A 25031-nucleotide genomic window follows, 5' to 3' on the forward strand; every position below is an offset into this window, starting at 1 on the left:
TTTGATCGCTTCTCTACCCGTAATAAGAGAGCGTATGTTCTGTGAAAACGCCATAACTCTCCAGCTCTGGAACCTACTTCTCCTCCAAAGTCCAATGGGTTTATGTTGATCTATCCACTACTGGCAGTTCACAAAGCGTGTAGTCCCCTTCTTCTTGTGCAACAGTTCCAATTGATCTGGCGTGGCACGCAACACCAGCCAATTTTCAGGAGTCAGCCGATGCAGACTGATCATTTGCTTTTGCCGCCGTGTAGGCCGTAATCCCCGGTTCCTTTTCGATTCTTTGGCATTTTTCATAGTTGCTCTGACTTCCCTTCCGTTAGTTAGAACACGAAGCCCTATTCCCATGTTCTATTTGATTTCCCCAGCGTAAAGCCTCTCCATTTGACCTTGATTTTCTTGTTTTCGCTTCTCATCGGCTTCAGCTCTAGCCAAATATTCAGCGATCATTTCCTCTTGCATAGCAATTTCTGCAGCCGTAGGAGGTTGAAGGGGCTGCGTATAGATTTCAATCTGAGGCTTTCCCCTTCTGCCGCTCTCGTTCCGCGAATCCCCGTATTTCTTTGGCTTTGCTGGAGGCACCGAGGATTCAGATTCTTTCTTGGGTTGATTTGTATCCATGCCTCCTCGCTCACGGTAGCCTTTTAGAATGCCACTGACGTATCCTAGATTCCGTTTGTCTGGACCCAGTCGATAGGCCGTTCTCATGGCTGAGTGCAGCCATTCTCCTCCGTAAGTGTCGAACAGGGTTTGCAGATCCGTAACGTCAAACGAATTAACCCTGCCTCCTGCCAAGAAGTTGTTTTTGTAATCTGTAGAGACGATTTCAAAAGAGTACTCATTCTTCAATACAGCTGCAGGCTCACTTGTACTTGTAGTTCTTGTAGTAGTAGTTCTTTTAAACCTAGCTTTAATACTAGCTTTAGAAACGCTGAACCCGTTGATACGACTGGGATAATCGCGTCTAACGGTTCCCCTTTTGGGAACTGCTCGGTTCCCTTTTTGGGAACTGGATTGTTCCTTTTTCGGGAACCCGATTCCTTTTTCAGGAACTTGGTACCCTTTTGAGGAACTCGGTTCCTCTTTCGGGAACTCGGTCCCCTTTTCGGGAACTTGATCCCCTATTTGGGAACTCGGTTCCTCTTTCGGGAACTCCGTTCCCTTTTTGGGATTCGACAGCTTCAGCAAATTGGGTGAAGGTCGAGCCAAATTCAAATTAATCAACTCATTGAATTTTTTCGTAGAACTAGACACAGTCTCAATCGTCCACTGATCGTAATGCTTATTGAGTTGGAAAATATTCATAACTTTATCCCAAAGGATGATGTTCCCTGTGACTAAACCATCTAAAACTTCACGTATATGATTTTTACGAATACCGGATTCCTCAAAATTCTTCAATTCCGGAATGATTGCCGATGGCTTCCCGCATCCCCAGCTCAGAGTCAGTATAAAATCAATGACATCTCGCTGACGCTGAGAAAACTTCCGCCGGATCAGCTCTCGGTGTATTTCATGCGATATTCGTATGTGTGCATCCGTTGGCTGAGGATTAACACTGGAATCCACGGCATCCCCTCCTACGATCCTATTCGGCTTAAATAGCCCGCTCTCGTTTCGTTCTCTCTTGCCACTCCCGATTCAATCCGCAGCCTTTGGCGGGTATCTCATAATGTCTGCGCCCACAAACAAAGGAAACATAGTTGCCAGTTGCCTGCTCGTAATACACGCCATTCAAAACCCTAGGCGGCGGCTCTATCCGGTTATCCATCACATCAAACAAGTCCATTTGCTCCAGAAGCTTCACCGTTCAGTCCTCCCTTTCGAGGTTAAATACTGAACGCAAAATTGCGCTGAGTGGCAGGATTGCGCTATCGAAACTTTCATGAGATAATCACTTCACTAATTGGATGGGTGTATAAGCATGGGTAGTGCTTATGCACCTTTTTTTATATTCATTTCGCATAATGTTCTTTACCAGCACGTGATGTTGCAGTAGGCTACGTTCAAACCAGATGGTTGCCAGCAGTGGTAATGTCATGTCTTCAGGCAAGGGTTCCTCACCTCCCTCTATTCCTTAGTACTGAGCGCAAAAGTGCGTTCAGTCTCTCTCCCGAGCTCAGCGCAGAAATGCGTTCTCTATGGCTATGAACATTGAGCGCAATGTTGCGTTCATCCTGTGATGAGTAGGAGATGCTTAACGAAAGACTGCGTTCAGTCGGCTGGACGCATAGAATCGTTCAGTGCATGAAGGCCTGACAACTGAGCGCTGAGCAGCGTTCAGTCTACGGTCTCCAAGCTCCCACATAGTGCAGCGCCTTCTCCAAATCCTCTTTGCGGATATCCCTGTAACTGGAAACCTCAAATTCGGTATAGATTGCTCGATATAATTGCCTATAGACTCCCGGCCTCCGGCTTGGAGAATTAGCCAACAATATCACCCTGTGCCCAATGGCAGCATGCAGCCTCTTCTGCTCCACGGTTTTCAGCGTGACCTCCTTGAATACGTGGTCCAGTTGTTGCTCCACTTCCTGTACGCGTTCCTTCATTTGCGTAAAGGCCTCTTCGCTAATGAACAAAGGACTCGCTGGCGCCGAAGCAAGCGCTTGTAACTGGATTTCCATTTGATTGAAGGCGGCAATATAGTCTTCTTTGAACCTCGCCGCTTCACGGCCGGTAAAACCTGTAATCAGGAACACAAAGCCATCACGAGTCACTTTGTAATACGGATTCTTTCTTCCCGATTTGTCCATATACTCACTTAGCGCAAAATTGCGTTCAGTAAATTCGGGACTACATTCAATTGTTTTAATGCTTCTTAAAATATCCGCATGACGCTTGCCGAACTTGTCCGCAATACTCCGACTGTCTGTCATGGCTTGTCCATTCTCCACATAGACAAAATGACTGCTCTCTTCCTGGTTTGCTGCAAGCGAATGAACTTTAAGTCCGTTTGTCATTAACATCCACCCTTCTAATGTAGTTCTCATGAATCCAATGCCTTTCTATACATAGGGATGGGATCTCCTTCCTTCTATGGCGGATTCCGCGACCTTCCCGGCACTGACCGGTAGGTTTCGGCTGGTATCCCTCCAGCCATCATCAGGCGGTTATTCATCGTAGAGGCCAGTGAGCACAGCCAAATGTGTCAATTGGCTACCTTCAGCCCTTCCGCCTCACAGCGATCGCATCGGTCCATTCCCACGCTTCCGGTTGTTCCGGATTTGGAATTCGTTCGTAAATGTTGTGGTAATCAGCCTCAGCCACAGTTTCCACACGGTATTCCATCCGTCTTCCGATTTGATCTTTGCCTCTGAAATACAGATGCTTCCTGTCGTCCGACACGACCTTCACAATCGCAGAGATATGTAACCAGTCTTGCAGATATTCAGCAGCTGCTCTCCCCGTAATCACTGGCAGTGAACTCCTATTTCCCATATATACACTCCTTGCGTTGTTAGATGATTTATGATATTTCTGTACGAATGCCTATCCCTACCATCAAAGGCTGTTTAGTCAAATGATCTTTCATAGATTCGTGCCGCTTCCTGAATCGTTTTAAAGTCAAATTCGAAATATACAGCATTTGTAACCTCTTTGATCCGCTCTTCAGACCAGCCTTTACGCTCCAGAGCCGCGCGGATATATCCAAGGCAAGCATTATTGCTCCATTGCTCCATATTGCCTTCCTCCTTTGATTTGTGAGACATTCAGAGGCCTCCCCTTTTGTCCCGCATTAAAAATCAAACTAGCTTAAGCTAGCTAGATCTATCTCAATGAATCTGTAGCTCTTTCGTCACTCAAAAAGATATAGGGATAGTCATGGGATACCACCCTAAACCCTGGATAGCCCCGTGCAAAATACACTTCAAGCTCTCGCTCAAATACCTCTGTATCAACCGACTTTATGGCCCAAATCCGTTCACCAACCATACTTTTGGTTAGTGGCTTATCGTTTACTAAGGACTTCACATCTCCATCCCCGTTCTCTTCATTGGGCTTAGCGCAATTTTGCGTTGAGTGGTTACACACAGAGCTCCTATCCTTACATCGAACTGGACGCAAAATTGCGTTCAGTATAAATCCGCAGCTTATCCACCTCACCTACAAGGAAACACGCTGCTTCACTAAGTCCAGAATGTCTTCCGGAAGATCTAGAATAATTGTCCGTAAAAGGTGAAGATCTTCCACCGCTTTTCGATGCTCTGGATCATCAGTCAAAAACTTTGTAACATCGGCCAAGGCGGTAAGCTGCATATATCTGGTGGACAGCGCTTCGGCAAACTCTAATTTATTCCCCTTACTCTTCTGACACCCTCCAAATGAAGGGTCATTCGTAAACAAAGTCACCTTGAATCACACCTTTGTTGCAAATTAGTTGGACTTGCTGTTATGTACTCCTTCACAAGCCCACGCTTTTTCAATTCCTGACCGTAACCTCCTTCAAAAAGCCGTTTGAGTATGGACGAAATACAACGATTTGTGATGGCTTCCAGACGTTTGAGTTGCTGTTGATAGACTTGTGGGTTGTAAACGTCCTTATGCTTTTTCAGTTCCTTGATTTGCTCTTGCTTCAAGTACATGTATTCAAGCCGTTTAAACTCCATTTCGTAATGCAGTTGAATGATTTCCTCTTCATTGGCCTTTACTTCTGAGAACAAAGAACGCCGTTGATCCTTAATTACATCGATCTCTTGTGACTTCTCCACCAGCCGCTGAGCAATGCTATATAACTTCCCCATGGTCCCTACTCCTGTTCCTCTATTAATGACTCCAAAGCTCTGCTTCAAGAAGTGGAGGCAACTCAGCAAGATATACATATACATCCCACTTATAATTGAAGTCGAATTAGGACCTCATACATTGATGGTTTAGACTGAACGCAATTTTGCGTTAAGCTGCATTGGGGTATACTCTGGCAAAATTCCACGGTGCTTAAGTACTGGTCCCTATCACTCTCAAATAACCTCTTTACTATCATTTAGATCCTTCTTTCATTATTTGCCTAACTGCTGGAGATACAGCAGTTAGGCAAACTGGATACGTCGAAGACTTCAGCTTATATAGCTGGTGACTTTTTACATACAGGCGCGTTCAAGCTTTTTGAGCTCAATGTTCAAATAAAGTTTTTTAACTTAATGTCACTCACCGGAGCCGTATAATAACTCATTCCGTTCCTTCTTCAATTGTTAATTTCACTGTCTACGAGTAATAACACATCTCAATATCCATTATCATATTAAAAATCCCCAACTCTTCTTCTCCCTTCTATTTGATATTTATCCATGTATGATATAGTTAAAAGTAGGGCATGATTGTAGTGCTGAGGAGATTGTTATCACTGCCGTACATAATGTGATCTGAACCAATTTAGGAAATCGCCCCAAATAATACGTTTTTGGCGTTCACCACCCAGTTCATACACCGGACACCCATGAATAGATACCATTTCGTATGCCTGGAATTTGGAAACCTTCAACCGTGTTGCCAGTTCCGGAACGGTGATAACATCCGTCTCGGAAAAGGGTTTGCTATCCTGTTGCATGTCTTGACCTCCTTCTGAATCATTTTTTAGCAGTGAATTCAACTTTACGTGTATTTTTTAATTAAAAAAATTTCCAACTGGCTCCTTTAATACAGCAGCAATTATCTCTAATTCACCGGTGCTAATGGGCCTTTTACCATTTTCTTTCATATTATAATTCGAAATTGTCAATCCTGTATGCTTTGCAACAAATGTTTGAGTAACACCTTTTGATTTCCTAATGTCTCGAATTTTATTATGCAACTCCAATTTCCCCACCACCTTATTCCACGTAAAGTGTAACTCTATGTGGCTGATTATATATTCACTAAAAGTGAAAGTCAACGCTTATTTCAACTTCTTGTGTAATATGTTTAACGTAAAGTGAAAAACAGATATCATAGTTATTAAGTTAAACTACTGGTGGTGTATCTATGAGTTTAGGACAGCGATTAAAAAAAGAACGGGAGCGTAAAGGCTGGTCTCAACTTTATGTAGCCGAGAAAATCGGAATCACAAATACTGTGCTTTCTAACTATGAGCGCGATTACCGCGATCCTGACACTGTGACTCTTTCACAGATTGCTGATTTGTACGAATGTGACACGGACTATTTATTAGGTAGAACTACCATACGAAAAAAAGAGGAATTCAACCTTTCCTTTTTTGGCGGCCCAAAGGGATGGACAGCGGATGAGCTTGAAGAAGCCGAAGCTGCAGTACGCCGGTATCGGGAAATGAAAGAACGTGCATCTAGAGAAGCAGAGAAAAACAAATAAAAAAACATATCCAGGGAAACCTGGATTTTTCTTTTCTAAAAATAAGAACATACATTCTTTTTATTGAATTTTTATGATATGTTATATTATGTATATAAGTTAATTGTAGGCCAGTTTAATGGTGTAAAAAGAAAAGCCATTAGTGGCTTTTCTTTTTACACTAAAAACGGAACACACGTTCCTGTTATGGGGGAATTGAAATGGATTTATCAAAATACTTTAAGACTCCACTGGAGCAATCAATTGAGGATGTTTACGTGGAAAATAAACTACTTAATTCTTGGGATTTGACTATCGATAATCTTACAGCTATTTTCAATGTAGAAGTCACAAATACAAAGTCACAAGCATTCTCAGACAACGAACAACGGATTATCTTTCTTTCCAGCAATGACATACCTGATAAACAACGAAGAAGTTTCTTCCATGAGTTAGGTCACATTGTCCGTCATTCAGGTGATCAGCGCAACATGCCGGATCTTTTCCAGCAAATGCAGGAAGCAGATGCTGAGCGATTCAGCTTGTACGCTTCTATCCCCTTCTTTATGCTGGAGAAGTTGTCTCTTCCTAAGTCAGGAAAGCATGCAGCGGGTTATATTGGGTCCATATTCCATATCCCTCCAGCATACGCTATGCGACGTTTAAGACAAATTCGCGAACGGATTTCCGGAACTGAGTACCTATCCACCACCAGTACATATATTGCGGCATCTCGAAAAGCGAACCCTTCATACTTAGTAAGTACGCATCCTGTCATTAAAGGAATGTATGGGCTAGACGATCTCTCCCGCCCTCACACCCTTGTCATAGAACAACGCGGAGGATTCGACTGGGAGAAGCCTTTGTACATTGAAGTCGATCATTCCATAAAAAGCGTCGATCCATATTCATACTCACTTCGAGACGGTGCGGTAGTATATTCAGGAGACCTTTCTATTGCCCATGAACGAGCTATGACGATAGATATGAAAAGAATCGCCACAAGGTATGGTCAGGAAGCAAACAGACTCTATCTACCAGTGGAGGCTATGGATGATGCGCTTAATTTTTAGTTCGCAATTTTTTAGGGGGTTATTATGAGAGGGCACATAGCAAAAAAAGGAAAGAAGTATTATATCGTTGTAGATTTTGATAAGGATGACAACGGCGGAAAACGAAATCAAAAATGGCTCTCCGGGTATGAGCGAAAAAAAGATGCTGAAAATGCAATGCCAGATATTCTTTCAAAGCTGAAGAATGGGACATATGTAGAGCCGTCGAAAAAAACCTTTGGCGAGATTATGGAAACCTGGCTAGAGGATAAAAAAACATCAGTGAAATATGGGACATGGAAATCTTACGAGTGGCTTGTTCACAAACACATTATCCCTCATTTGGGAAAGAAGAAAATGGCGAAGTTAAAGCCACAGGATCTGCATGATTTTTATCATAAAACACTACTTAAGACTCTATCGGTTGGATCGATCAAGAAGGCTCATGTACTGATCATGGACGCACTTAACCGAGCGGTAACATGGGGAGAGATTCCACACAATGTAGCATCTACCGTGGCCTTGCCTCAAGGGAAAAAGACAAAGTTTCAAGTGTGGAATGAAGAACAACTAAAGATATTTTTGGATGCCGCTACTGATAATCAATATTTCGTTGCTTTCGAACTTGCAGCCTCCACAGGCATGCGACAAAGTGAGATATTGGCTCTTCGATGGGTAGATACTGATCTACAGACCAAGACCATATCCGTTCGACAGGCCTACACACTGGCTGAGAAGGGCCATGAAATGGATGATACAAAGAATGACAGTAGCATACGCTCCATCGCCTTATTCGAAAGCACAGTGCGTCTATTGACCCGTCATAAAGATACGCGTGAGCAGGAGCTAGAAAACAATGAAATTCACAAGGATTCTGGCTTGGTTATCCAGACCAGTATCGGTACACCATTAGGACCACGCCTCTTAATGCGGCATTATTATCGGATACTCAAGCAGATTTCTGAGGGATATCCATCATTCCCAAACATCCGATTCCATGATCTCCGGCATACTCACGCAACCTTGCTCCTAAAGGCCGGTGTTCATCCCAAGATCGTCCAGGAGAGACTTGGGCACTCCTCTATCAATGTTACCTTGGATACTTACTCTCATGTACTGCCAAATCTGCAGGAGGCGGTCCTTCGGGGCATTGGTGACTCCATCTTAGGAGGCCGCCACGAAGTGCAGGAAGAAACTGAAACAACCACTTTACTTGAGTAAAGGTTAGAAGAATGTTAGAAAATCAGCATTTTCAACAAAAGTGGCGCGGCCTCCGAAATCCCGAAAAGCCGCGCCACGATTGAGTTCTTAAAGATGCTGGTGAAGGGAATTGAACCCCCGACCTACGCATTACGAGTGCGTTGCTCTACCCCTGAGCCACACCAGCTTGAACAAGGTGTTTTTCTGTCAAACAAGCTAATTATACTGCGTTCAACAGAAAACACAACCCTATTTCAAAAGATAAGAATTACTATAAACATTCAATATCCGTCTTAGAGCAGGTTACGTTTACGGAAAAAGTCCAGTGACTCCTTGGCGCTCTCTAGTGAAGAGGAAGCATATGTTTCCTGCTCTACCAGATAATAAAGAATTCCGGCTTGATCGGCAATTTCGAAGATGCTGTTAAAATCGACTGTGCCCAGTCCCAGATCGGTTTCCTTATGATCGGCTCCGAAATCTTTAATATGGACCAGCGGTACGCGGCCTGCGTAACGGGAGACGTACTCAGCCGGACTGGCTCCGCCCACCTGCACCCAGCCCAAATCGAATTCTGCTATCATATGCTCCGCTGGAATACGTTCCAACCACAGGTCGATAATGGCTTGACCGTTTACCTTTTTAAATTCAAAGTCATGGTTATGATAGCCATATTTCATTCCTGCCGCCCGAACCAGTTCAGAAGCCTTCTCAAAAAAAGGAATCAGCGCAGTCACATCGTCAAGGGTAGGATTCTCTGGCACAGGAGAGCCTGGAGTGATGATATATTGAAGTCCGACCTCTTGGGCATATTCGATTTCCTTGGATAATGCGGATTGCATGTTGTCCAGACTGCTGAAGTCCAGACCCACATGTGCAGAAGGCGCAGCCAGTCCAATCTCATCAAGGGTTTCGCGTAATTCCTTAGCTGACACACCAAAATATCCGGCAAATTCGACCGCTTCGTAGCCCATAGCTGCCACCTTACGCAAGGTGCCTAGAAAGTCCTTTTCGGCTTCGTCCCGCAGAGTGTACATCTGAATACCTACCTGTTGCACTTTTTTAGCCACGCAAGACCACTCCTCTATTGTTAAAAAAGTCTGAATTTCTTCACTTTTAGACTGTGATAGAATACTAGTTCTCCAGCAGCTTGCGCTCCACGGATTCCAGCTTTCCGCGGCTTGTCGAAGTCTTATCACGGCGGTCGTCAATCTTGAGTGAGGTGGAAACACGCTGCGCACCGGCAGTGAAGGGTGACTCGTGCAGCGCTTCTACCGCTGCCAGAATACGCGGAAGCGGTCCCTCGATAATCGTACCCATAGATGTAAGCTCATACGTAATACCTTCTATCGTCTGCAATACACGCTGCATATCGGCAACATAGCTGCTAAGACTGGTACTGCCAGTTCCAATCGGAATAACGGTTACTTCAGCAATAGCCATTAGATAACCTCCCACAAGTTTTATGGAGCATTTGCCACTCTGATTAACTTCGCAATAAAACTAGCTTCGAAAGCATACGCTTAGTTTTGTGAGCTTAACCTTCAGAACTGCTTCGTACAAAACTAGCTTCGAAAGCATACGCATAGTTTTATGGAGCATGTGAACTACTACCTCTATTGTAACAACTCCTAGGCTCACTCACAAATTACGTGACAGCTATCCCGCCCCTCCTCTTCTACTGCAATTGACTCTCACAAATTTCTATAGCTTGTTGGATTTTATCCAACATTGCTGACCTCTGTTACATTCGTTAGAAGTGGCTCCATACGTCTTTTAACTACTTAGGTTATGGTCAAGAACTGAATTATAGTGTTGAGCCCTGTATATTTCACTCTTTGAGATATCCAGTGCCAGGCGCACTGCAATTATGGACTCTTTGTGCCATATTTTCGGACAATTTATGAATCATTTCAGCGGTTCTTGTGGATCAATTGTGGATGACCTGTGGACAGCCTGTGGATCAATTGTGGAGTACTGGAGATGAAGTCGCTTGCGGCGCGGGTTTCCTAAAAAATTGTTTACAAACACTATATATTGGGTTATCTTTATCAAACGACAACAAAATATAGTGAAACAGGTGCTCTGATCCTTGATGAGAATCAGAGCTTAATAGGGAAGTGCGGTGAGAATCCGCTGCGGTCCCGCCACTGTAACCGGATTGTTCTTCGGAGGTTTAGCAAGCCTCTGGGACAGCTTCTACCGGCATTCGCCACTAAGGGACAACACCCCTCGGGAAGGCGCCGGAAGGTACGCCGGAAGCCAGGAAATCTGCCTGTTTCTATCGACACCAACGATCTATACCTGCGAGGAACAGGAATGGTGTCCGCATGCGGCCTACATAATGAAGACCACTGCAAATATCCTTTGTGAGGATATTTACGCTACGCATCCGGGCATTTTCTGCCATCCTCGGCAGGAGATGCCTTTTTATAATGTCAGAAAGTTTTTCTTATATACCGAGGGGAGAGAGCAATATAATGACGCTGTTGGAGAAACGGCTAGGCGGTGCGCAACATGCACAGGAGGTTCTTTTGGAGGAAGTTATTCATTTAGGACGTGACATCATCGACAGCTCGGATTTGGATATGCTGCGTGAGAATGCCAATTTGAACGGGGAGAGCTTCTCCGGTAAAATGAGCAAGTTCGGCAGTGAATATTCCAAGTGGTATGCCCGCAACTTCACTATGCCACCACAATTGGTACAGGCGATTGAAGAGAATGTCGTATATGTGCACGATCTGGATCAATACGCCATTGGAACGACCAACTGCATTTTCATCCCGTTTGAGCGGCTTCTGCGTGAAGGCTTCAATACCGGCAACGGCAGCGTCCGCCCTCCGAACTCCATTATGACGGCTATGTCATTGGTAGCTATTATTTTTCAATCCCAGCAAAATGCCCAATACGGTGGTGTATCCGCCAATAAACTGGATTACGATCTGGCTCCTTATGTAACCAAAACCTTCGCCAAGCTATTCCGCAAGGGTCTCGGCTACTTCGAAGAAGGACAAGCCGGTGAGCATCTTGGTGAAATTGCCATGAGTCGGACCGATCTGGCCGAGCTGTATCCAAGAGCCTTCCGCTATGCGCTGAAGGAAACGGAAAGCGAAACCCTTCAGGCGGCCGAGAGCATGATCCATAACCTGAATACGATGTCCAGCCGCTCTGGCGGGCAAATTCCGTTCACCAGCATTAACTACGGCACCTGTACTTCACTTGAAGGTCAGCTTGTGATCAGCTCTTTGCTGACCGCAACCATGAACGGACTGGGCAGCGGTGAAACACCTGTATTCCCAATCCAAATCTTCAAATGCAAGCAAGGCGTTAATCAGCAGCAGGGCGAGCCCAACTATGAACTGTTTCTCAAAGCAGCGGAATGCTCAGCCCGCAGACTCTATCCTAACTTTGCTAATCTGGACGCTCCTCTCAACATGCAATATTACGATCCAAGCAATCCGGATACTGAATTTGCTACGATGGGCTGCCGCACCCGGGTGCTCGGTGACCGCTTCGGCCGCAACCGCTGCTCCGGCAAAGGCAATTTGTCCTTTAATACATTAAATCTGGTTCGACTCGGATTAGAATATGGCATAGCCACAAATCGCCGTACCGTGGCTGACGAAGCTGGTTTCTACGACGATCTGAATCATTATATGGAGATTGCACTGGAAGGTCTTCTCCACCGTTACCGTATCCAGGCCGCACAAATGGCGAAAGCTTCCGACTTTATGATGCGTGAAGGCGTCTGGGAAGGCGGCGAGCTGCTTGCTCCCGATGACACCGTAGGTGATCTATTGAAGCACGGTAGTCTTTCACTCGGCTTCATCGGCATGGCGGAATCCATGAAAGCCATGTACGGCAAACACCACGGTGAGGACATGGAAGTCCATGCCAAAGCGCTGGCTGTCGTGCGTCATATGCGGGAATTCTGCGACCGGAAGAGCGAAGAACTGAACCTCAATATCACCCTGTTCGCTACACCAGCCGAAGGTTTGTCCGGTAAATTCACTAAAGTTGATCGTAAGGTACTCGGTACTATTACTGGTGTAACCGACCGCGAATATTATACGAACTCGTTCCACATCCCTGTATATTACACACTGGCGGCTGCTCAGAAGATCAGCCTGGAAGCTCCTTTTCATGAGTACTGCAATGCAGGTGCTATTTCTTATGTCGAATTAAACGGAAATGCCCGCAGCAACCCGGCTGCTTTTATCAAAATCATTAAATATGCGCTGGAGCAGCAAGTCAGCTATTTCAGCATTAACCACCCGATCGACCGCTGCTCTGGCTGCGGCTACGAAGGTGTTATCGGCACCAACTGCCCTTCCTGCGGTGTGCATGAGAGCGCGGTACATATCCGCCGTCTACGCCGGGTTACCGGATATTTAACTGGGGATTATCAGACCCGCTTTAATGCCGCCAAGCAAGCTGAGGTGCGCGACAGAGTTAAGCATCTATGAACATTTGCGGCTATTATCCAGAGTCGATTAACGAGGGAGAAGGCCTGCGGGCCGTCCTCTTCCTCAGCGGCTGCCGCCACCGTTGCCCCGGCTGCTTCAATCCGGAGACATGGAATTTCAACTACGGTGAAGTCTTCACTCTAGCGCGTCAAAATGAGATTATTGCGGAGATCGCCGCGAACCCTTTGCTCGATGGCTTAACATTGGCGGGCGGCGACCCTTTCTTTTCAGCGATGGAGGCCGTGGAGTTCATTCATAGACTCCGCGCCACACTGCCAGCTTTCCCGATCTGGATTTACAGCGGCTATACGTACGAAGAAATTACTGCCCTGCCCGATTCACCGGAGTGGACGCTGCTCCTGCAGTGTCAGGTGCTGATTGATGGACGCTTCGTCGAAGAACTGAAGGATACTACTCTGCCCTACCGGGGAAGCACCAACCAACGCATTATTGACGTTCCGGCCAGCATAACTGGTTCGGAGGTCATTCTTTGGCAGCCGTCTGCGCTCTAATAGATCAATTTTTGATATTCATAATTAAGTCCAAATCAGAAAGGATGAACTACCTATGCCACAGCTCGTAGTGAAACCCGATAACCGCCAACTGGCTTTTGATGAGATCCGCCTTTCCGTATACGCCGACCGGGTCTTGTCCGGTCTCGATCACCTAAGCAGAGAAACGCTGCTGCGCGGTGTGCAGTCGAAATTGCGTCGTGAAGAAGTCAGTGGCGAAGACATCAGCAGTGCTTTTACGATGAGTGCGCTAGAGCTGGTAACGAAAGAAGAGCCAGACTGGAAGTTCGTCGCTGCGCGTTCCCTCCTAACTACCCTTTATAAGAAAGCAGCCGTCAACCGGCGCTATAAAGCCTATCCAGAGGAGCCTTATGGTGAGCTGTACCCGCTAATTACCGATCTCGTCAAAAAAGGGATTTACCGCGAAGAATTACTTTCCCACTATACCAAAGAGCAGATTGCTGAATTGGGCAGCTCTATCGACTATACACGCGACCTGCTGTTCGATTATATCGGACTGCTTACGTTGTCTGACCGTTATTTGGCGCATGATTTTGAAGGACGCGTGATGGAGCTTCCGCAGGAACGTTATATGATTATCGCCATGTACCTGATGCACCGCGAGCCGGTAGAGAAACGTATGGATCTGGTAAAAGAAGCCTACTGGGCGATGAGCAACATCTATATGACCGCAGCTACGCCAACCATGTCCAATGCCGGTAAAAAGGTCGCCGGACAGCTGTCCAGCTGCTTCATCGACACGGTGGATGACTCGCTGGAGGGTATCTTTGACTCCAACACAGACGTTGCCCGTCTCAGCAAAATGGGCGGAGGCATCGGCGTCTATCTCGGCAAAATACGGGCGCGCGGCTCCGACATCCGCGGTCATAAGAATACCAGCTCCGGCGTCATCCCCTGGATTCGCCAGCTGAACAATACTGCTGTCAGCGTGGACCAGCTCGGTACGCGTAAAGGCGCGGTAGCGGTCTATCTGGATGTGTTCCACAAAGATATTCTCGCCTTTCTTGATCTCAAGCTGAATAACGGCGACGAGCGGATGCGCGCGCATGACGTGTTCCACGGCGTTTGTCTGCCTGATCTATTCATGGAAGCTGTCGAATCCCGTGCGCACTGGAATCTTTTTTGCCCACATGAAGTGAAGAAGGTTATGGGCTGGACCGATGAGAATGGCCGTCCGCTGGGACTTGAGGATTTCTACGATGAAAAACTAGGTCAAGGGGCCTTCCGCGATAAATATGCCGAAGCTACCGCTAATCTGGAGTTATCCCGTATCACTGTCCCGGCCATCGATATCATGAAACGGATTATGAAATCGCAGCTGGAGACCGGTACGCCGTATATGTTCTACCGGGATACCGTCAACCGTGCCAATCCGAACCGCAATCAGGGTATGGTCTTCTCCTCCAACCTGTGTACAGAAATTATGCAGAATCAGTCAGCTACAGTCATCGAAAGTGAAGAGCTTGTCACCAAAGACGGCCAGACCCGGATCGTCATCTCCAAGATCCCTGGTGACTTTGTCGTCTGCAACCTGAATTCCATCCATTTGGCCCGGGCGATTCCGGCTGGAGTGCTGGAAAGACTGGTGCCGATTCAAGTCCGCATGCTCGACAACGTCATCGACATTAACAATATTGAAGTGCTGCAGGCGCAATATACGAACAGTCAATACCGTGCTGTCGGTCTCGGCACCTTTGGCCTGCATCATCTGCTGGCCCTGAAGGGTATACGCTGGGAATCTGAAGAAGCCGTCGAATATAACAATCATCTGTATGAGCATATCAACTATCTGCTGGTCCGTTCGAGCATGGAGCTGGCCCGTGAGAAGGGCCGTTATGCGAAGTTCGCTGGTTCCGATTGGGAAACGGGGGCCTACTTCACTTCACGTGGCTACATTAGCGGCGAACAGGAAGGCAAGTATGTAACTACTGAACAATGGCGGGAGCTGCAGCAGGAAGTAGCCACAGACGGCGTTCGCAACGCTTGGCTGTTCGCCATTGCTCCCAATGGCTCCACTTCAATCATTGCTGGCTCCACCGCCAGCATCGATCCGCTGTATGAGCTGCTCTCCTACGAGGAGAAAACAACCTACAAGATCGCCAACCCTGCACCGGATCTGTCTGAGAAGACGATCTGGTACTACAAAACAGCGTTTATGATTGACCAGAACTGGTCGATCCGCATGGCCTCGGCGCGTCAGCGCCACGTCGATCAAGGACAAAGTTTCAACATTTATGTGCGTCCCGACATTAAGGCTACCGAGTTCTTGGAGCTGCATCTGAATGCTTGGAAGGGCGGCTTGAAATCCACTTATTATGTGCGGAGTCGGGCTTTGACGATAGAAGAGTGTGATTCTTGCGCTAGCTAAACTGTTCCAACTTTAAAATCCGGCGCTTTGGCCGTCACTGCGAGGAATGTTTGGGCTTTCGGTCGCTGTTGTCTCCAGATTTTCTGATTTAAGCCGCTATTAGCGGTAAAAATCCGGAGACAAAGGCGATCGCTACGCTCCTACAGCTCCAAACTTCCCCTCCGTGACTCCAGCTCTATATTTTAAAGAAAATACACAAATCAACCGCGCAAGAATATAAGGAGTGAGCAGAAATGCAACTGCAAAAAATATTTAATACCGAAGCACCCAACCAAAGTACACGCATCATCGACGGCGAATGCTCAGGGATATTGAACTGGAATGATATCCGCATGCCGCATATGTATAAGCTGTACAAGGTGCTGCTGCTGAACCACTGGATCGCGGATGAGATTCCGATGTCCAAGGATGCCCAGCAGTTTCCGCTGCTGGATGCGGAAGAGCAACGCGTGTTCAAGATTAATATCTCACTGTTAGCTGTACTGGATTCGATGCAGACGATGTTCGTCGGCGATGTGAAGCGTTATTTTACCGACTCTTCCCTGGAAGCTATCTCAGCCATCATTGGGCAGCAGGAAGTGGTGCATAACCAATCCTATTCCTATGTCCTGTCCTCGATCGTATCGGATAGCGAGCAGAAGGAGATTTTTGAATATTGGAAAAAAGATCCGGTGCTCTTGGAGCGCAATCAGTTCATCTCCGATATTTATCAGGAGTTCCGTGACAATCCGACCCGACAGACCTTTTTCCATGCGCTGGTGGCTGATCTTATTCTGGAGGGAATCTTTTTCTACAGCACCTTTGCCTTCTTCTATAATCTGGCCCGTGACCAAAAAATGATGTCCACCAGCCAGATGATCTCTTATATTCAGCGTGACGAGAACCAGCATTGCTACTTTTTTGCCGAGGTATTCAAGCAGTTGCTTGTCGATTGCCCGGAACTGAACACTAAAGAGAACATGGATTATGTCTACCGGACTATCGACCGTGCGGTCGAACTGGAAACCAACTGGGGCCACTATACGCTCACCAATGTGCGCGGCATTGATATGAACGAGCTCAGCGACTACATCAAATATACGGCGAACAAACGCCTGACGCTGATGGGTATGGAAAAAGCTTATACCGGTGTGGACGTCAATTGCATGCCGTGGATCAAGCCTTTCTCGGACGATGCGCTGAACTCCACCAAAACCGACTTCTTCGAAGCCAAGTCCCGCAACTACGGTAAGGTGGGCGAAGATAACGGGTTCGACGATTTGTAAGAGCTGGACTAATCTCATAACCTGTTCAAAAAAAGAGGCCATTCTCTACGCTTAGCGTGGGAATGACCTCTTTTTGCTGTCGTGCTGTCGGATGAGAAAGCGTGGATTAACAATTTGACTGCAAAAAGTACAATAGAATAGTTCTATTTTCTCGCAAAAAGACATAACGCTGAATTCTGTTGTACAAAATACATTAGAATGGTTTGAGAACCCCACACTCTATCCATTATCGCAGATTACGGATTCAGAGTTGCTTAGCCTGCACCTTACGCGCCACCTTATGGTTGGTTTCTTCAGCAAGCTCTTCCAGCACCTCGTTCAGACGCAGCTTCAATTCTTCCACTAGCTCGACTTCACCTTGATCGTTCCGGACAGCCTGTGAATCCACTGCATATACGCCGCTCAAAATATGACGCGCGCCCAGCACGGACAACACCGGCTTCAGCGCGTAATCAATGGAGAGAAGATGAGCTAAGCTGCCGCCCATGAAGAGAGGAAGCACGATTTTGCCGGCCAGTCCTTTTTGCGGCACCAGATCGAGGAAGGTCTTCAGCACACCTGTATAGGACGCTTTATAAACGGGGCTGACCACGATTACCGCATCTGCTTCGGCCACAAGACCATTTGCTTTGACGATCGACTCGCTCTCAAACTTGGTATGAATTAAATCCTCTGCTGGCAGCTCTGCGACATTAATGCGCTCTACCTCAAAGCCGCGCTGTCTTAAGCTGGCCTCCGCATATTCGATGACTGCATTGATGCGTGACACCAGGGATGGCGTTCCGTTAATGACTACAATTTTGGCCACTTCTACACCTCTTCCGTCCGGTTAACAGTCAACGCTGTTAATTCCGACTAAAATACTTTAAATTAGTTATAATCCTAACAAAAGAAGCTCATTATTGTCAAACTAACCTTTGCTGATAAAGGTTAGTGGGTGCTTATGATTATCGTGCGCCTGCCCCTTGCACTTGCCACTTTCTTGCGCTATACTAAGCAACAATATTACATCCCGATCAAGCCAATGAACGGCATCCAACCGTGAGGCGTCTGCGACCGGAGCAGCTGCTCCCTAAGTTTACCGGGTTTCGCCCGTTATAGCGATGACCAAAGAGGATCGATTTCATGCGTAGTTTATGCGAAATCGGTCAACCTGGGTGGCACCGCGAGCTGACGCTCCTCGTCCCATGGATGAGGGCGTTTTTTGCATTTTTTTAAGACAAAAGGAGCGAAACGCGGATGCTGGACATGAACTGGATCAGGGACAATGAGGAAATCGTTAGAAAGACGGCGAAGTGGAAACAGGTGGATTTCCCGCTGGATGAGCTGCTGGAATGGGATGACAAACGGCGGAAGCTGCGCCAGGAAACGGAAGAACACAGAGCTGCGCGGAATGGGCTGACCAAAGAGGTTGAATTGTACCTGCGGCAGGGTGAGGCTACAGCGGGCGAGGCCGCGAAAGAACAGGTGCGGGAGATTAACCGCCGTTTAGACATACTGGAGGTTCATCTGGCCGCGGCGGACAGCCGAGTTGCCGAGCTGCTGCTGCTGGCGCCTAATCCGATATCGCCGGATACCCCCATCGGCCGCGATGATAGCGAGAATGTGGAGCTGCGGCAGCAAGGAGCAGTCCCGGAATTTGGCTTCGCGCCGCGCGACCATGTAACCTTGGGCGAGCTGCACGATATCATCGATATTCCGCGCGGCGTCAAGGCAGGTGGCCCCCGCAGCTATGTCCTCAAGGGAGCCGGCCTTTACCTGCACCTCGCCGTGCAGCGGCTGGCGTTGGATGTACTGGCAGCACGCGGTTTCAGCGTGATGGATGTACCGGTGATCGTCCGCCCAGAATCGCTGGTGCGGACAGGTTTTTTCCCTGGAGGGATGGACCAGACCTATGAGCTGAATGGGGAGAACCGCTGGCTGGCCGGAACGTCGGAGGTTTCGCTGGTCTCGCTGTATAGCGATGAGATCGTCGAACTCGAAGAACCACTGCGGCTGGCCGGGATGTCGGCTTGCTTCCGCCGTGAAGTTGGCTCAGCGGGACGGGATGTCCGCGGATTGTACCGTGTACATCAGTTCTCGAAGATCGAGCAGGTGGTCTTATGCCGAAATGATACGTCAGTGTCGGAGAATATCCTGCAGGAAATTCTGGCCAACGCCGAGCATATTTTGCAACTGCTGGAGCTACCTTACCGAGTCGTGGCCGTCTGTAGTGGAGACATGTCGCTAAAGACACATAAGCAATACGATATCGAAACCTGGATGCCGAGCAGAGGGGCGTACGGGGAGACTCATTCGGCCTCGAACCTGCTGGACTTTCAAGCCCGCCGTTCGAACATTCGTTACCGCGATGCCGACGGGCGGCTGCAATACTGCCACACCCTGAATAATACCGCAGTGGCTACACCAAGGATTCTGATCCCGCTGCTGGAGAATCATCAGTTGGAGGATGGCACCCTCTATATTCCCCAGGCTTTGCGCAAATATATGGATGGCAAAGAACGGCTAGAGCTTCCGAAATAACAACTGAAACCACCTCTACTCACCCCAAATCATTCTAATATACGCGTGGCTAGGACGGCTAATTAGCCGTCTTTTTTCTTGTTAATCATCCTTCAATGTTCTATGAACCTATAAGCTAAAAGTACGGCAATTCGCTAGATTAGCGTCGTATTTTGACTAATTCAAGGCATTTTTCAGGAAAAATTCACACTGGACTTTGCACGCGCAGCAGCGTTACCGCTAACCGCTATAACCGCTTGGGAGGCGCTGTTTGAACGTCTGGGGATTTCTCTGAACATCTCGGAGAACGCCAATAAAGAAATTTTGATTATCGGTGCTGCCAGAGGTGTAGGTTCAATTGCCATCCAATTGGCTAAATATGCCGGGCTAACGGTTATCGGTACGGCTTCACGTCCGGAATCAACGCAGTTACCCTGCGTAAGGCGCATGCTCTGCTTGAATCCGGCCGTACGGTAGGCAAGGTTGTTGTGGAAAAATTCTGATCTTTTCAGAAATAGATATATCCATTGGAGTGGAATATAACCGGTATTCGTTACGGAAGCCTAGAGCCTCCGCATCGATGCCGGTTATTTCTTTTACAGCCTTCAGAATGATTTATGTTGATTAATGAGAATTGTTCTATTATAATCGAATTATAAATAAGTTCTATAAGTATAGAACAAATTGTACCACTGAAAAAGAAAGGTGACCCCAAGATGAATTATAAAGTGGAAGTAGATTTCGCCCCCATTTATGAATGTGTGACCAGCCTGACCTTATTTCTAAGCAAACAGAACCATAATGCCATGGATGCGGGCAAGCTCTGGGTCCGGGAGGTTCAGGATAAATTCCCACCTGCTGGACTTCAAAAACTGCGGGAAGCCGGGAAGATACTCGATGACTTCAACCTATTCCCATATATCTGGATCTGCACAGAGGAGCGTTCCGTTAGCGGATTTCTAGATTGGCTAGACACTTTATCCTCCGGTCAGTTGTATGAGATCGCCGCCCGTTTTGTACAATCCGTTCCAACAAATCTTACTGATCTGCGAAACCTGGCATCGGAAGTCCTGCGGGAATGGGACGCGCGCTATTTCAAAGATATTAATTCCGCAATTCTCACAGGCCTTCATCGGGAAGCCGAGTTCAGACGGTCTGTACTGAATGATACCAATGATATGGAAGTCTACGAGCAGGCGACCGAGGGCATGCGGCTTTACCCTACTGACCACCTAAAGCAAGTCATTATTATCCCTCAATATCATGCCCGTCCCTTGGTTACGACTTCACAATATGATGAATTTGTGTTTACCAGCTACTCCTGCGATGTCCTCCCACCAGAAGCGGGACGTCCCGCTCCTAGTCTGCTGCGGCTTACACGGGCTCTTTCAGATGAGACGCGTCTGTACATTCTTCGTTTGCTCACGGGAAAGCAAATGAACTTTACGGAGATCGTAAGAAACGTGGGGATATCCAAAAGCACGATTCATTACCATCTTATCGCGCTGCGTGCAGCTGGGCTTGTGATCGTGCATTCTAAAGGCAAAAGTACAGAATACAGCCTGCGGCTAGAGGCGCTGGATGGACTTCCTCATCGGATTGGATCTTATCTGAAGAGTTAAATAAGGAGAGGAATTTTGTGCTGAAACGGGGATATTATAGTCTGCTGGTTACGATTTCTCTGAGCTCCTTCGGGGATGCTTTTGGCCTGCTTGCCATGGAATGGCTGGTTTATGATCTAACCGGCTCCAAGCTCGCAATGGGGACACTAGCTCTCAGCTCTGGTATCCCCGAGCTACTCCTGCGCCTGCTCGGTTCACCGCTGTCCGACCGGTTAAACCGCGGTCGCCTTATGGCCTGCCTGGCCGCAGTACGCCTGCTGGCCTTGGCGCTTCCACTGATCATGGGTCTCACTGGGCACTTGCAGCTGTGGCATTTATTCCTCGCCGCAGCACTAAGTGGAGCCTGTTCGGCCTTGTTCATGCCAACGGCAATGGCCGTAATTCCCGGTGTTGCTGACGGTCAGAAGCTGATCCGTGCTTTTGCCATCATCGACGGCTGCAAGAATGCTGCCGCCCTGCTGGGTCCCGCTTTAGCTGGCGCTATGACAGCTGCTAGCGGAGCACTGCCTGCGCTCGGCATCAATGCTGTCTGTTACACAATTGCCATCGCCACCCTGCTGCGCTTACCGAAAACTCAGAAGCCTTCCAATGTTCAGGCCACCTTCTCTATAGCTGCTTACGTGCGGGAAATCGGCGAAGGCTTCTCCTTCTATAAGCAATTCCCGGCGATGTTAGCTATTATGGGAATGGTGTCCATTAGTAATATGAGCTCTGTTGCGATGTGGACGATGATGGTTCCTTATGTCCGAGAGGTGTTGCACCGGGATGCCGTGGCTATGGGAACTTTAACGACAGCCTCTGCATTTGGCGCTTTAGTTGGACTCGGCGTTATTTCTTGGGTGGGCGAAATCAAGCGGAGACGGACCGCTATGTTATGCAGTCTTGCGGCAATCGGTCTCTTCAATGCACTGCTGGGACTGATCCCGAGCTTCCCGCTTGTGCTAATTGCACTATTTGCTGCCGGAGTCGCCTCACCCTTCTTCGGTTCACTAAGCTCTTCATTGCATGGAAGGCTCGTTCCCGGAAATCTGCAGGGACGTGTCAACTCGATCCGTTTTCTGATCGGTGGTGGTCTACAGCCTATCGGTGCTTTTGTAGGCGGAGCGATAGCCCAGCTCTACAGTGTACCGGTTCTGTTTGTGGTCATGGGCCTCCTGCCCGTTGTTTGCTCAGGAGTAGCCCTGTTTCTTCCCAGTCTGAGAGAGTTGAATGGCGATCTTTCCTCCTTGGAAGCCAGGAATCGGCTAAACAGCGGTATGCCTGCACGAATAGGTGATGTCTCCGTTTAAGCCATCACTTATTTGTTTCTCTTAGGAGAAATTTGATATCACAGAATCCGAACTGAATACTGATTCATTGTGCTTGGCAGCCCTTTGAATGTCAGAATACCATCACTGATTAAAGTCCAAATCCTGTACTCAATAAATGGGTACCCGACAAGTTGATGTGAGTTCTCAATTACAGCGCTCACTACACTCCCTGCCTTGATAAACCCATCTTGGGCCTCTTCCTCTTGGAGTTTAGTTACCGCTGCTAAGATGATACCGTCCAGTTCATTCTCTTCTCGGCCCTTGATCTCTTCATCCTGCCATAAACGCAGCATATGCCCCTGACTTGATATCTCTAACCATTCCGATTCATAACACTGCCTCTGATCAGCATCCAAAGGCATAACATCATGGCATCTTTTTACAATCTCTCTATAAATGTCTTTTTCAATCATACTCTGCGCATAAGCCGTTAATTTCTCTTGCGTGTACGTCGGGATTTCCAAACAGACCTTCGATACATTCACAACACTAACCGGCTGCTTCCGTTCCTTCAGAAGATACAGTACAAAACGCAGGCCCATCTGGTCATGGGCGTTATCACCGCACCAGATGGTAACGGACTTTCGTTCCGAAATCTTCGCAATCGTTTCTATCATGCTCCCGATTTGATGCTGCTGGTTAATAAAGCTATCGAATTTATGATCAGAAAACCGTTCCATCAGCCATTGCAATCTGCGTTGCTGTCCTTCCGCCTTCTCCAAATGCATAATGGGCCCGATTGAAAATAGGTCGTTAAACGCCAGAACTTTATTCTCTTGTCGCATGCCGATCTCACTAAGTGTTACTTTCAAGGAACCTGCATTGGACAGACTGAACACAATATGGATACCACTTTGAAGTTCTTCGGCTTCAATCCGACGTTTGCGTGCTACTTCCAAATAGTTGTCATACAACTTCATAATTCCATCTGCAAGTATACTCTCTGTGTCGTTTTCTTTGGAAATAGTATGTTCAGTCATATTCAAAATTTCATTAAGAAGCACCTTGATTTCCCATTCCTGAAACTCCTTCAGTTGCTCTTGGAACTCCCCCAATATTCCCCACCTCCATTAAGATCCATACATTGTAGAAACTTCTAACCTCGAGTTAGGAGTGTGCTTCCAACTGCTGTCTGTCTTATGCTTAGGATGTAATATTTTCAGGGAAAGATTACAAAAGTCGTTATCGCTGTGTATCGATCCCTATTTCGCTGTGGTACCGTTCCCCTTTAACTAAACAAGTACCATTTGAAAGTAGGAATAGACTTAACTGCACTCTGTACACTTATTCTGGGGAAATACCAATAAGGTGAGTTTAGCTGTATTTCGTGCAACTAAATCCTGACAAAATTCCGTTTCAGGCCTTCGCCAATAAATATAAGTGTAGAGAATGCAGTTAAAGCGTCCGTTCTCGACAAAAGCGATATTTTAAGTGTACATAGTACAATTATTTTTGTGGGACAGTCTTATGACCAAACAAGACTGTGCTTAACAGGCACGTAAGCAACAGTCCCCCTGATGTTTATCCATTCCGGCCTTATCATTTAGGAATTCCATCCTGACTTAGTTGAGATCTATTCTCTGTTCCGCTCCATCCAGCCTACCGCATAGTCCACAATCTCCCGCTGCGGTATCAACTGGGTCGGGGCAGCAGCTATATGTCCGTATGTAATTAATCCTGTCTCCCCTTGAAACTGCTCTGCAAGCTGCACGAAATCATCGGAATCCCACTCCTGCTCCTTGAACTCTACCCACTGTCTGCTCCCTTCGAGCATCATCGGCGCTCCGGCAACCCCTTCCTTCTTCCCTGCAAAAGAAGCCCGGCATTCCGCCAGATGCAGCGAAGTATTGTTAAGATTACCTACCCCGAGCAGCAGAATCCTTCCATCCAGCTCATAGATACGAGCCAGCGGTGAGTCTTCACCGAGGGAGTGATCAAGTCCATGACCATTGATAATCTCATCCCTATATTTGCCCCAAGCCGCAAAGGAACTGAGCGGATGGCTGCTGCGTTGCACGCCTTTTTGCTTACGAAAACAGTCCGGAATAACGCCCATTCCTCTCAAAAGTGTCAAGTCCGGATCATAGACAGGCATCTGCTCACGAATACTCTGCCACCACTCTTGGGGTACCGGAGGATTACTCCAGCCTGCCGGATCAGACAGATCCCCGGAGTGGGTCGGCATAACTAATGTCCCCTCTTCACCCAATACCTCTTCAAGGGCAAGAATAACAGCGACAGGTCCGCCTGCCACCCATTCACCCAATGATTTGAAGGAAGAATGCACCAAAAGCGTCATCCCCGCTTGTACTCCAAGTCGCCGGAAATCTTCTGCTAATGTTTGCACTGTGATTAATTTCCCTTGAACCTCTTCCATCCTTACATTCCTCCAGCCTATTTTTCTGTAAATCCTAGTGCTATTATATAACATGGA

General features: G+C 47.4%; 26 protein-coding genes, 1 tRNA gene, 1 pseudogene and 1 riboswitch. Of the genes and pseudogenes, 11 read left to right on the forward strand and 17 right to left on the reverse strand.

All coding sequences use genetic code 11. The features are described from left to right. Window positions 1-117: 117 nt before the first annotated feature. The 11 genes from H1230_RS30340 to H1230_RS30390 all read right to left on the reverse strand — a co-directional run bounded on the left by H1230_RS30340 (window position 118) and on the right by H1230_RS30390 (window position 5794). The gene (locus H1230_RS30340) at window positions 118-348 is read right to left on the reverse strand and encodes a DUF6906 family protein (protein ID WP_239713474.1); all 231 of its coding nucleotides are present in this window, start codon (window positions 346-348) and stop codon (window positions 118-120) included. Window positions 349-351: 3 nt separating this feature from the next. After that, window positions 352-1569, reverse strand: coding sequence for a replication protein (locus H1230_RS30345; RefSeq protein WP_239713475.1), 1218 nt, complete (start codon window positions 1567-1569; stop codon window positions 352-354). A 28-nt stretch (window positions 1570-1597) separates the two neighbouring features. Further along, entirely contained in the window at window positions 1598-1807 is a 210-nt protein-coding gene (locus H1230_RS30350) for a hypothetical protein (RefSeq protein WP_239713476.1), read from the reverse strand. Window positions 1808-2285: 478 nt separating this feature from the next. After that, complete coding sequence (locus H1230_RS30355) at window positions 2286-2960, reverse strand: Rha family transcriptional regulator (RefSeq protein WP_239713477.1); 675 nt, start codon at window positions 2958-2960, stop codon at window positions 2286-2288. 202 nt (window positions 2961-3162) lie between these two features. After that, complete coding sequence (locus H1230_RS30360; RefSeq protein ID WP_239713478.1) at window positions 3163-3438, reverse strand: hypothetical protein; 276 nt, start codon at window positions 3436-3438, stop codon at window positions 3163-3165. Window positions 3439-3512: 74 nt separating this feature from the next. Beyond that, window positions 3513-3710, reverse strand: coding sequence for a hypothetical protein (locus H1230_RS30365; RefSeq protein ID WP_239713479.1), 198 nt, complete (start codon window positions 3708-3710; stop codon window positions 3513-3515). 58 nt (window positions 3711-3768) lie between these two features. Next, on the reverse strand, window positions 3769-3972 hold the full coding sequence (locus tag H1230_RS30370) for a hypothetical protein (RefSeq protein ID WP_239713480.1): 204 nt from the start codon (window positions 3970-3972) through the stop codon (window positions 3769-3771). A 132-nt stretch (window positions 3973-4104) separates the two neighbouring features. Next, window positions 4105-4350, reverse strand: a complete 246-nt coding sequence (locus H1230_RS30375; protein WP_239713481.1) for a hypothetical protein — start codon at window positions 4348-4350, stop codon at window positions 4105-4107. Continuing rightward, on the reverse strand, window positions 4347-4742 hold the full coding sequence (locus H1230_RS30380) for a hypothetical protein (protein WP_239713482.1): 396 nt from the start codon (window positions 4740-4742) through the stop codon (window positions 4347-4349). Before H1230_RS30380 ends, H1230_RS30375 begins: the two co-directional genes overlap by 4 nt. Window positions 4743-5338: 596 nt before the next feature. Beyond that, window positions 5339-5545 carry a hypothetical protein gene (locus tag H1230_RS30385; protein WP_239713483.1) on the reverse strand — a complete coding sequence of 69 codons (207 nt, stop codon included), beginning with the start codon at window positions 5543-5545 and terminating at the stop codon, window positions 5339-5341. A 57-nt stretch (window positions 5546-5602) separates the two neighbouring features. Further along, window positions 5603-5794, reverse strand: a complete 192-nt coding sequence (locus H1230_RS30390) for a helix-turn-helix domain-containing protein (protein WP_239713484.1) — start codon at window positions 5792-5794, stop codon at window positions 5603-5605. 164 nt (window positions 5795-5958) lie between these two features. On the opposite strand from H1230_RS30390, the gene H1230_RS30395 reads away from it, so the two are divergent. From H1230_RS30395 to H1230_RS30405, 3 genes are all read left to right on the forward strand, one after another. Beyond that, window positions 5959-6303: a helix-turn-helix domain-containing protein gene (locus H1230_RS30395; RefSeq protein ID WP_239713485.1), complete on the forward strand. Its 345-nt coding sequence runs from the start codon at window positions 5959-5961 to the stop codon at window positions 6301-6303. Between the two features lie 200 nt (window positions 6304-6503). Beyond that, on the forward strand, window positions 6504-7355 hold the full coding sequence (locus H1230_RS30400; protein ID WP_239713487.1) for an ImmA/IrrE family metallo-endopeptidase: 852 nt from the start codon (window positions 6504-6506) through the stop codon (window positions 7353-7355). Between the two features lie 24 nt (window positions 7356-7379). Beyond that, a complete protein-coding gene (locus tag H1230_RS30405) occupies window positions 7380-8555 on the forward strand; it encodes a site-specific integrase (protein ID WP_239713488.1) in 1176 nt (391 codons plus the stop codon). Window positions 8556-8649: 94 nt separating this feature from the next. Here H1230_RS30405 and H1230_RS30410 read toward each other — a convergent pair. The 3 genes from H1230_RS30410 to H1230_RS30420 all read right to left on the reverse strand — a co-directional run bounded on the left by H1230_RS30410 (window position 8650) and on the right by H1230_RS30420 (window position 9974). Then, window positions 8650-8721, reverse strand: a tRNA-Thr gene (locus tag H1230_RS30410). A gap of 106 nt (window positions 8722-8827) precedes the next feature. Continuing rightward, a complete protein-coding gene (locus H1230_RS30415; RefSeq protein ID WP_239713489.1) occupies window positions 8828-9601 on the reverse strand; it encodes a sugar phosphate isomerase/epimerase family protein in 774 nt (257 codons plus the stop codon). 64 nt (window positions 9602-9665) lie between these two features. Next, window positions 9666-9974 carry an MTH1187 family thiamine-binding protein gene (locus H1230_RS30420; RefSeq protein ID WP_239713490.1) on the reverse strand — a complete coding sequence of 103 codons (309 nt, stop codon included), beginning with the start codon at window positions 9972-9974 and terminating at the stop codon, window positions 9666-9668. Window positions 9975-10592: 618 nt separating this feature from the next. Next, a riboswitch (cobalamin riboswitch) is annotated at window positions 10593-10824 on the forward strand. Window positions 10825-11011: 187 nt separating this feature from the next. On the opposite strand from H1230_RS30420, the gene H1230_RS30425 reads away from it, so the two are divergent. The 4 genes from H1230_RS30425 (at window position 11012) to H1230_RS30440 (ending at window position 17163) form a co-directional block, all read left to right on the forward strand. After that, the gene (locus H1230_RS30425; protein WP_239713491.1) at window positions 11012-12997 is read left to right on the forward strand and encodes an anaerobic ribonucleoside triphosphate reductase; all 1986 of its coding nucleotides are present in this window, start codon (window positions 11012-11014) and stop codon (window positions 12995-12997) included. Beyond that, window positions 12994-13509 carry an anaerobic ribonucleoside-triphosphate reductase activating protein gene (nrdG, locus tag H1230_RS30430; RefSeq protein ID WP_239713493.1) on the forward strand — a complete coding sequence of 172 codons (516 nt, stop codon included), beginning with the start codon at window positions 12994-12996 and terminating at the stop codon, window positions 13507-13509. The genes H1230_RS30425 and nrdG overlap by 4 nt, the downstream gene beginning before the upstream one ends. 55 nt (window positions 13510-13564) lie before the next feature. Then, a complete protein-coding gene (locus H1230_RS30435; RefSeq protein WP_239713494.1) occupies window positions 13565-15898 on the forward strand; it encodes a ribonucleoside-diphosphate reductase subunit alpha in 2334 nt (777 codons plus the stop codon). A 233-nt stretch (window positions 15899-16131) separates the two neighbouring features. Next, window positions 16132-17163 (forward strand): ribonucleotide-diphosphate reductase subunit beta, encoded by a 1032-nt coding sequence (locus H1230_RS30440; RefSeq protein ID WP_239713495.1) that lies wholly within the window; start codon window positions 16132-16134, stop codon window positions 17161-17163. A 244-nt stretch (window positions 17164-17407) separates the two neighbouring features. Here the strand turns inward: H1230_RS30440 and ssuE are convergent, their stop codons facing one another. Then, a complete protein-coding gene (ssuE, locus tag H1230_RS30445; protein ID WP_239713496.1) occupies window positions 17408-17971 on the reverse strand; it encodes an NADPH-dependent FMN reductase in 564 nt (187 codons plus the stop codon). A 431-nt stretch (window positions 17972-18402) separates the two neighbouring features. Between ssuE and serS the strand changes: the two genes are divergently transcribed. The 4 genes and pseudogenes from serS to H1230_RS30465 all read left to right on the forward strand — a co-directional run bounded on the left by serS (window position 18403) and on the right by H1230_RS30465 (window position 22576). After that, window positions 18403-19686, forward strand: a complete 1284-nt coding sequence (serS, locus tag H1230_RS30450; protein ID WP_239713497.1) for a serine--tRNA ligase — start codon at window positions 18403-18405, stop codon at window positions 19684-19686. Between the two features lie 186 nt (window positions 19687-19872). Further along, a pseudogene (locus tag H1230_RS30455) lies at window positions 19873-20088 on the forward strand (zinc-binding alcohol dehydrogenase family protein); the annotation flags it as partial. Between the two features lie 293 nt (window positions 20089-20381). Next, complete coding sequence (locus tag H1230_RS30460; RefSeq protein ID WP_239713498.1) at window positions 20382-21287, forward strand: ArsR/SmtB family transcription factor; 906 nt, start codon at window positions 20382-20384, stop codon at window positions 21285-21287. A 17-nt stretch (window positions 21288-21304) separates the two neighbouring features. Next, window positions 21305-22576 carry an MFS transporter gene (locus H1230_RS30465; RefSeq protein WP_239713499.1) on the forward strand — a complete coding sequence of 424 codons (1272 nt, stop codon included), beginning with the start codon at window positions 21305-21307 and terminating at the stop codon, window positions 22574-22576. Window positions 22577-22614: 38 nt separating this feature from the next. Here H1230_RS30465 and H1230_RS30470 read toward each other — a convergent pair whose 3' ends face one another. Together H1230_RS30470 and H1230_RS30475 are read right to left on the reverse strand one after the other, a co-directional pair. Further along, complete coding sequence (locus H1230_RS30470) at window positions 22615-23652, reverse strand: DUF1835 domain-containing protein (RefSeq protein ID WP_239713500.1); 1038 nt, start codon at window positions 23650-23652, stop codon at window positions 22615-22617. Window positions 23653-24170: 518 nt separating this feature from the next. Beyond that, the gene (locus H1230_RS30475; protein ID WP_239713501.1) at window positions 24171-24974 is read right to left on the reverse strand and encodes an AAC(3) family N-acetyltransferase; all 804 of its coding nucleotides are present in this window, start codon (window positions 24972-24974) and stop codon (window positions 24171-24173) included. Window positions 24975-25031 lie beyond the last annotated feature (57 nt).

Source organism: Paenibacillus sp. 19GGS1-52 (assembly GCF_022369515.1).
Classification (GTDB): domain Bacteria; phylum Bacillota; class Bacilli; order Paenibacillales; family Paenibacillaceae; genus Paenibacillus_AQ.

Coding starts and splice junctions, on each gene's coding strand:
- H1230_RS30340 (WP_239713474.1), bottom strand. CDS start 348: ATGGGAATAGGGCTTCGTGTTCTAACTAACGGAAGGGAAGTCAGAGCA.
- H1230_RS30355 (WP_239713477.1), bottom strand. CDS start 2,960: ATGACAAACGGACTTAAAGTTCATTCGCTTGCAGCAAACCAGGAAGAG.
- H1230_RS30360 (WP_239713478.1), bottom strand. CDS start 3,438: ATGGGAAATAGGAGTTCACTGCCAGTGATTACGGGGAGAGCAGCTGCT.
- H1230_RS30365 (WP_239713479.1), bottom strand. CDS start 3,710: ATGTCTCACAAATCAAAGGAGGAAGGCAATATGGAGCAATGGAGCAAT.
- H1230_RS30380 (WP_239713482.1), bottom strand. CDS start 4,742: ATGGGGAAGTTATATAGCATTGCTCAGCGGCTGGTGGAGAAGTCACAA.
- H1230_RS30385 (WP_239713483.1), bottom strand. CDS start 5,545: ATGCAACAGGATAGCAAACCCTTTTCCGAGACGGATGTTATCACCGTT.
- H1230_RS30395 (WP_239713485.1), top strand. CDS start 5,959: ATGAGTTTAGGACAGCGATTAAAAAAAGAACGGGAGCGTAAAGGCTGG.
- H1230_RS30400 (WP_239713487.1), top strand. CDS start 6,504: ATGGATTTATCAAAATACTTTAAGACTCCACTGGAGCAATCAATTGAG.
- H1230_RS30405 (WP_239713488.1), top strand. CDS start 7,380: ATGAGAGGGCACATAGCAAAAAAAGGAAAGAAGTATTATATCGTTGTA.
- H1230_RS30420 (WP_239713490.1), bottom strand. CDS start 9,974: ATGGCTATTGCTGAAGTAACCGTTATTCCGATTGGAACTGGCAGTACC.
- H1230_RS30425 (WP_239713491.1), top strand. CDS start 11,012: ATGACGCTGTTGGAGAAACGGCTAGGCGGTGCGCAACATGCACAGGAG.
- nrdG (WP_239713493.1), top strand. CDS start 12,994: ATGAACATTTGCGGCTATTATCCAGAGTCGATTAACGAGGGAGAAGGC.
- H1230_RS30435 (WP_239713494.1), top strand. CDS start 13,565: ATGCCACAGCTCGTAGTGAAACCCGATAACCGCCAACTGGCTTTTGAT.
- H1230_RS30440 (WP_239713495.1), top strand. CDS start 16,132: ATGCAACTGCAAAAAATATTTAATACCGAAGCACCCAACCAAAGTACA.
- serS (WP_239713497.1), top strand. CDS start 18,403: ATGCTGGACATGAACTGGATCAGGGACAATGAGGAAATCGTTAGAAAG.
- H1230_RS30460 (WP_239713498.1), top strand. CDS start 20,382: ATGAATTATAAAGTGGAAGTAGATTTCGCCCCCATTTATGAATGTGTG.
- H1230_RS30475 (WP_239713501.1), bottom strand. CDS start 24,974: ATGGAAGAGGTTCAAGGGAAATTAATCACAGTGCAAACATTAGCAGAA.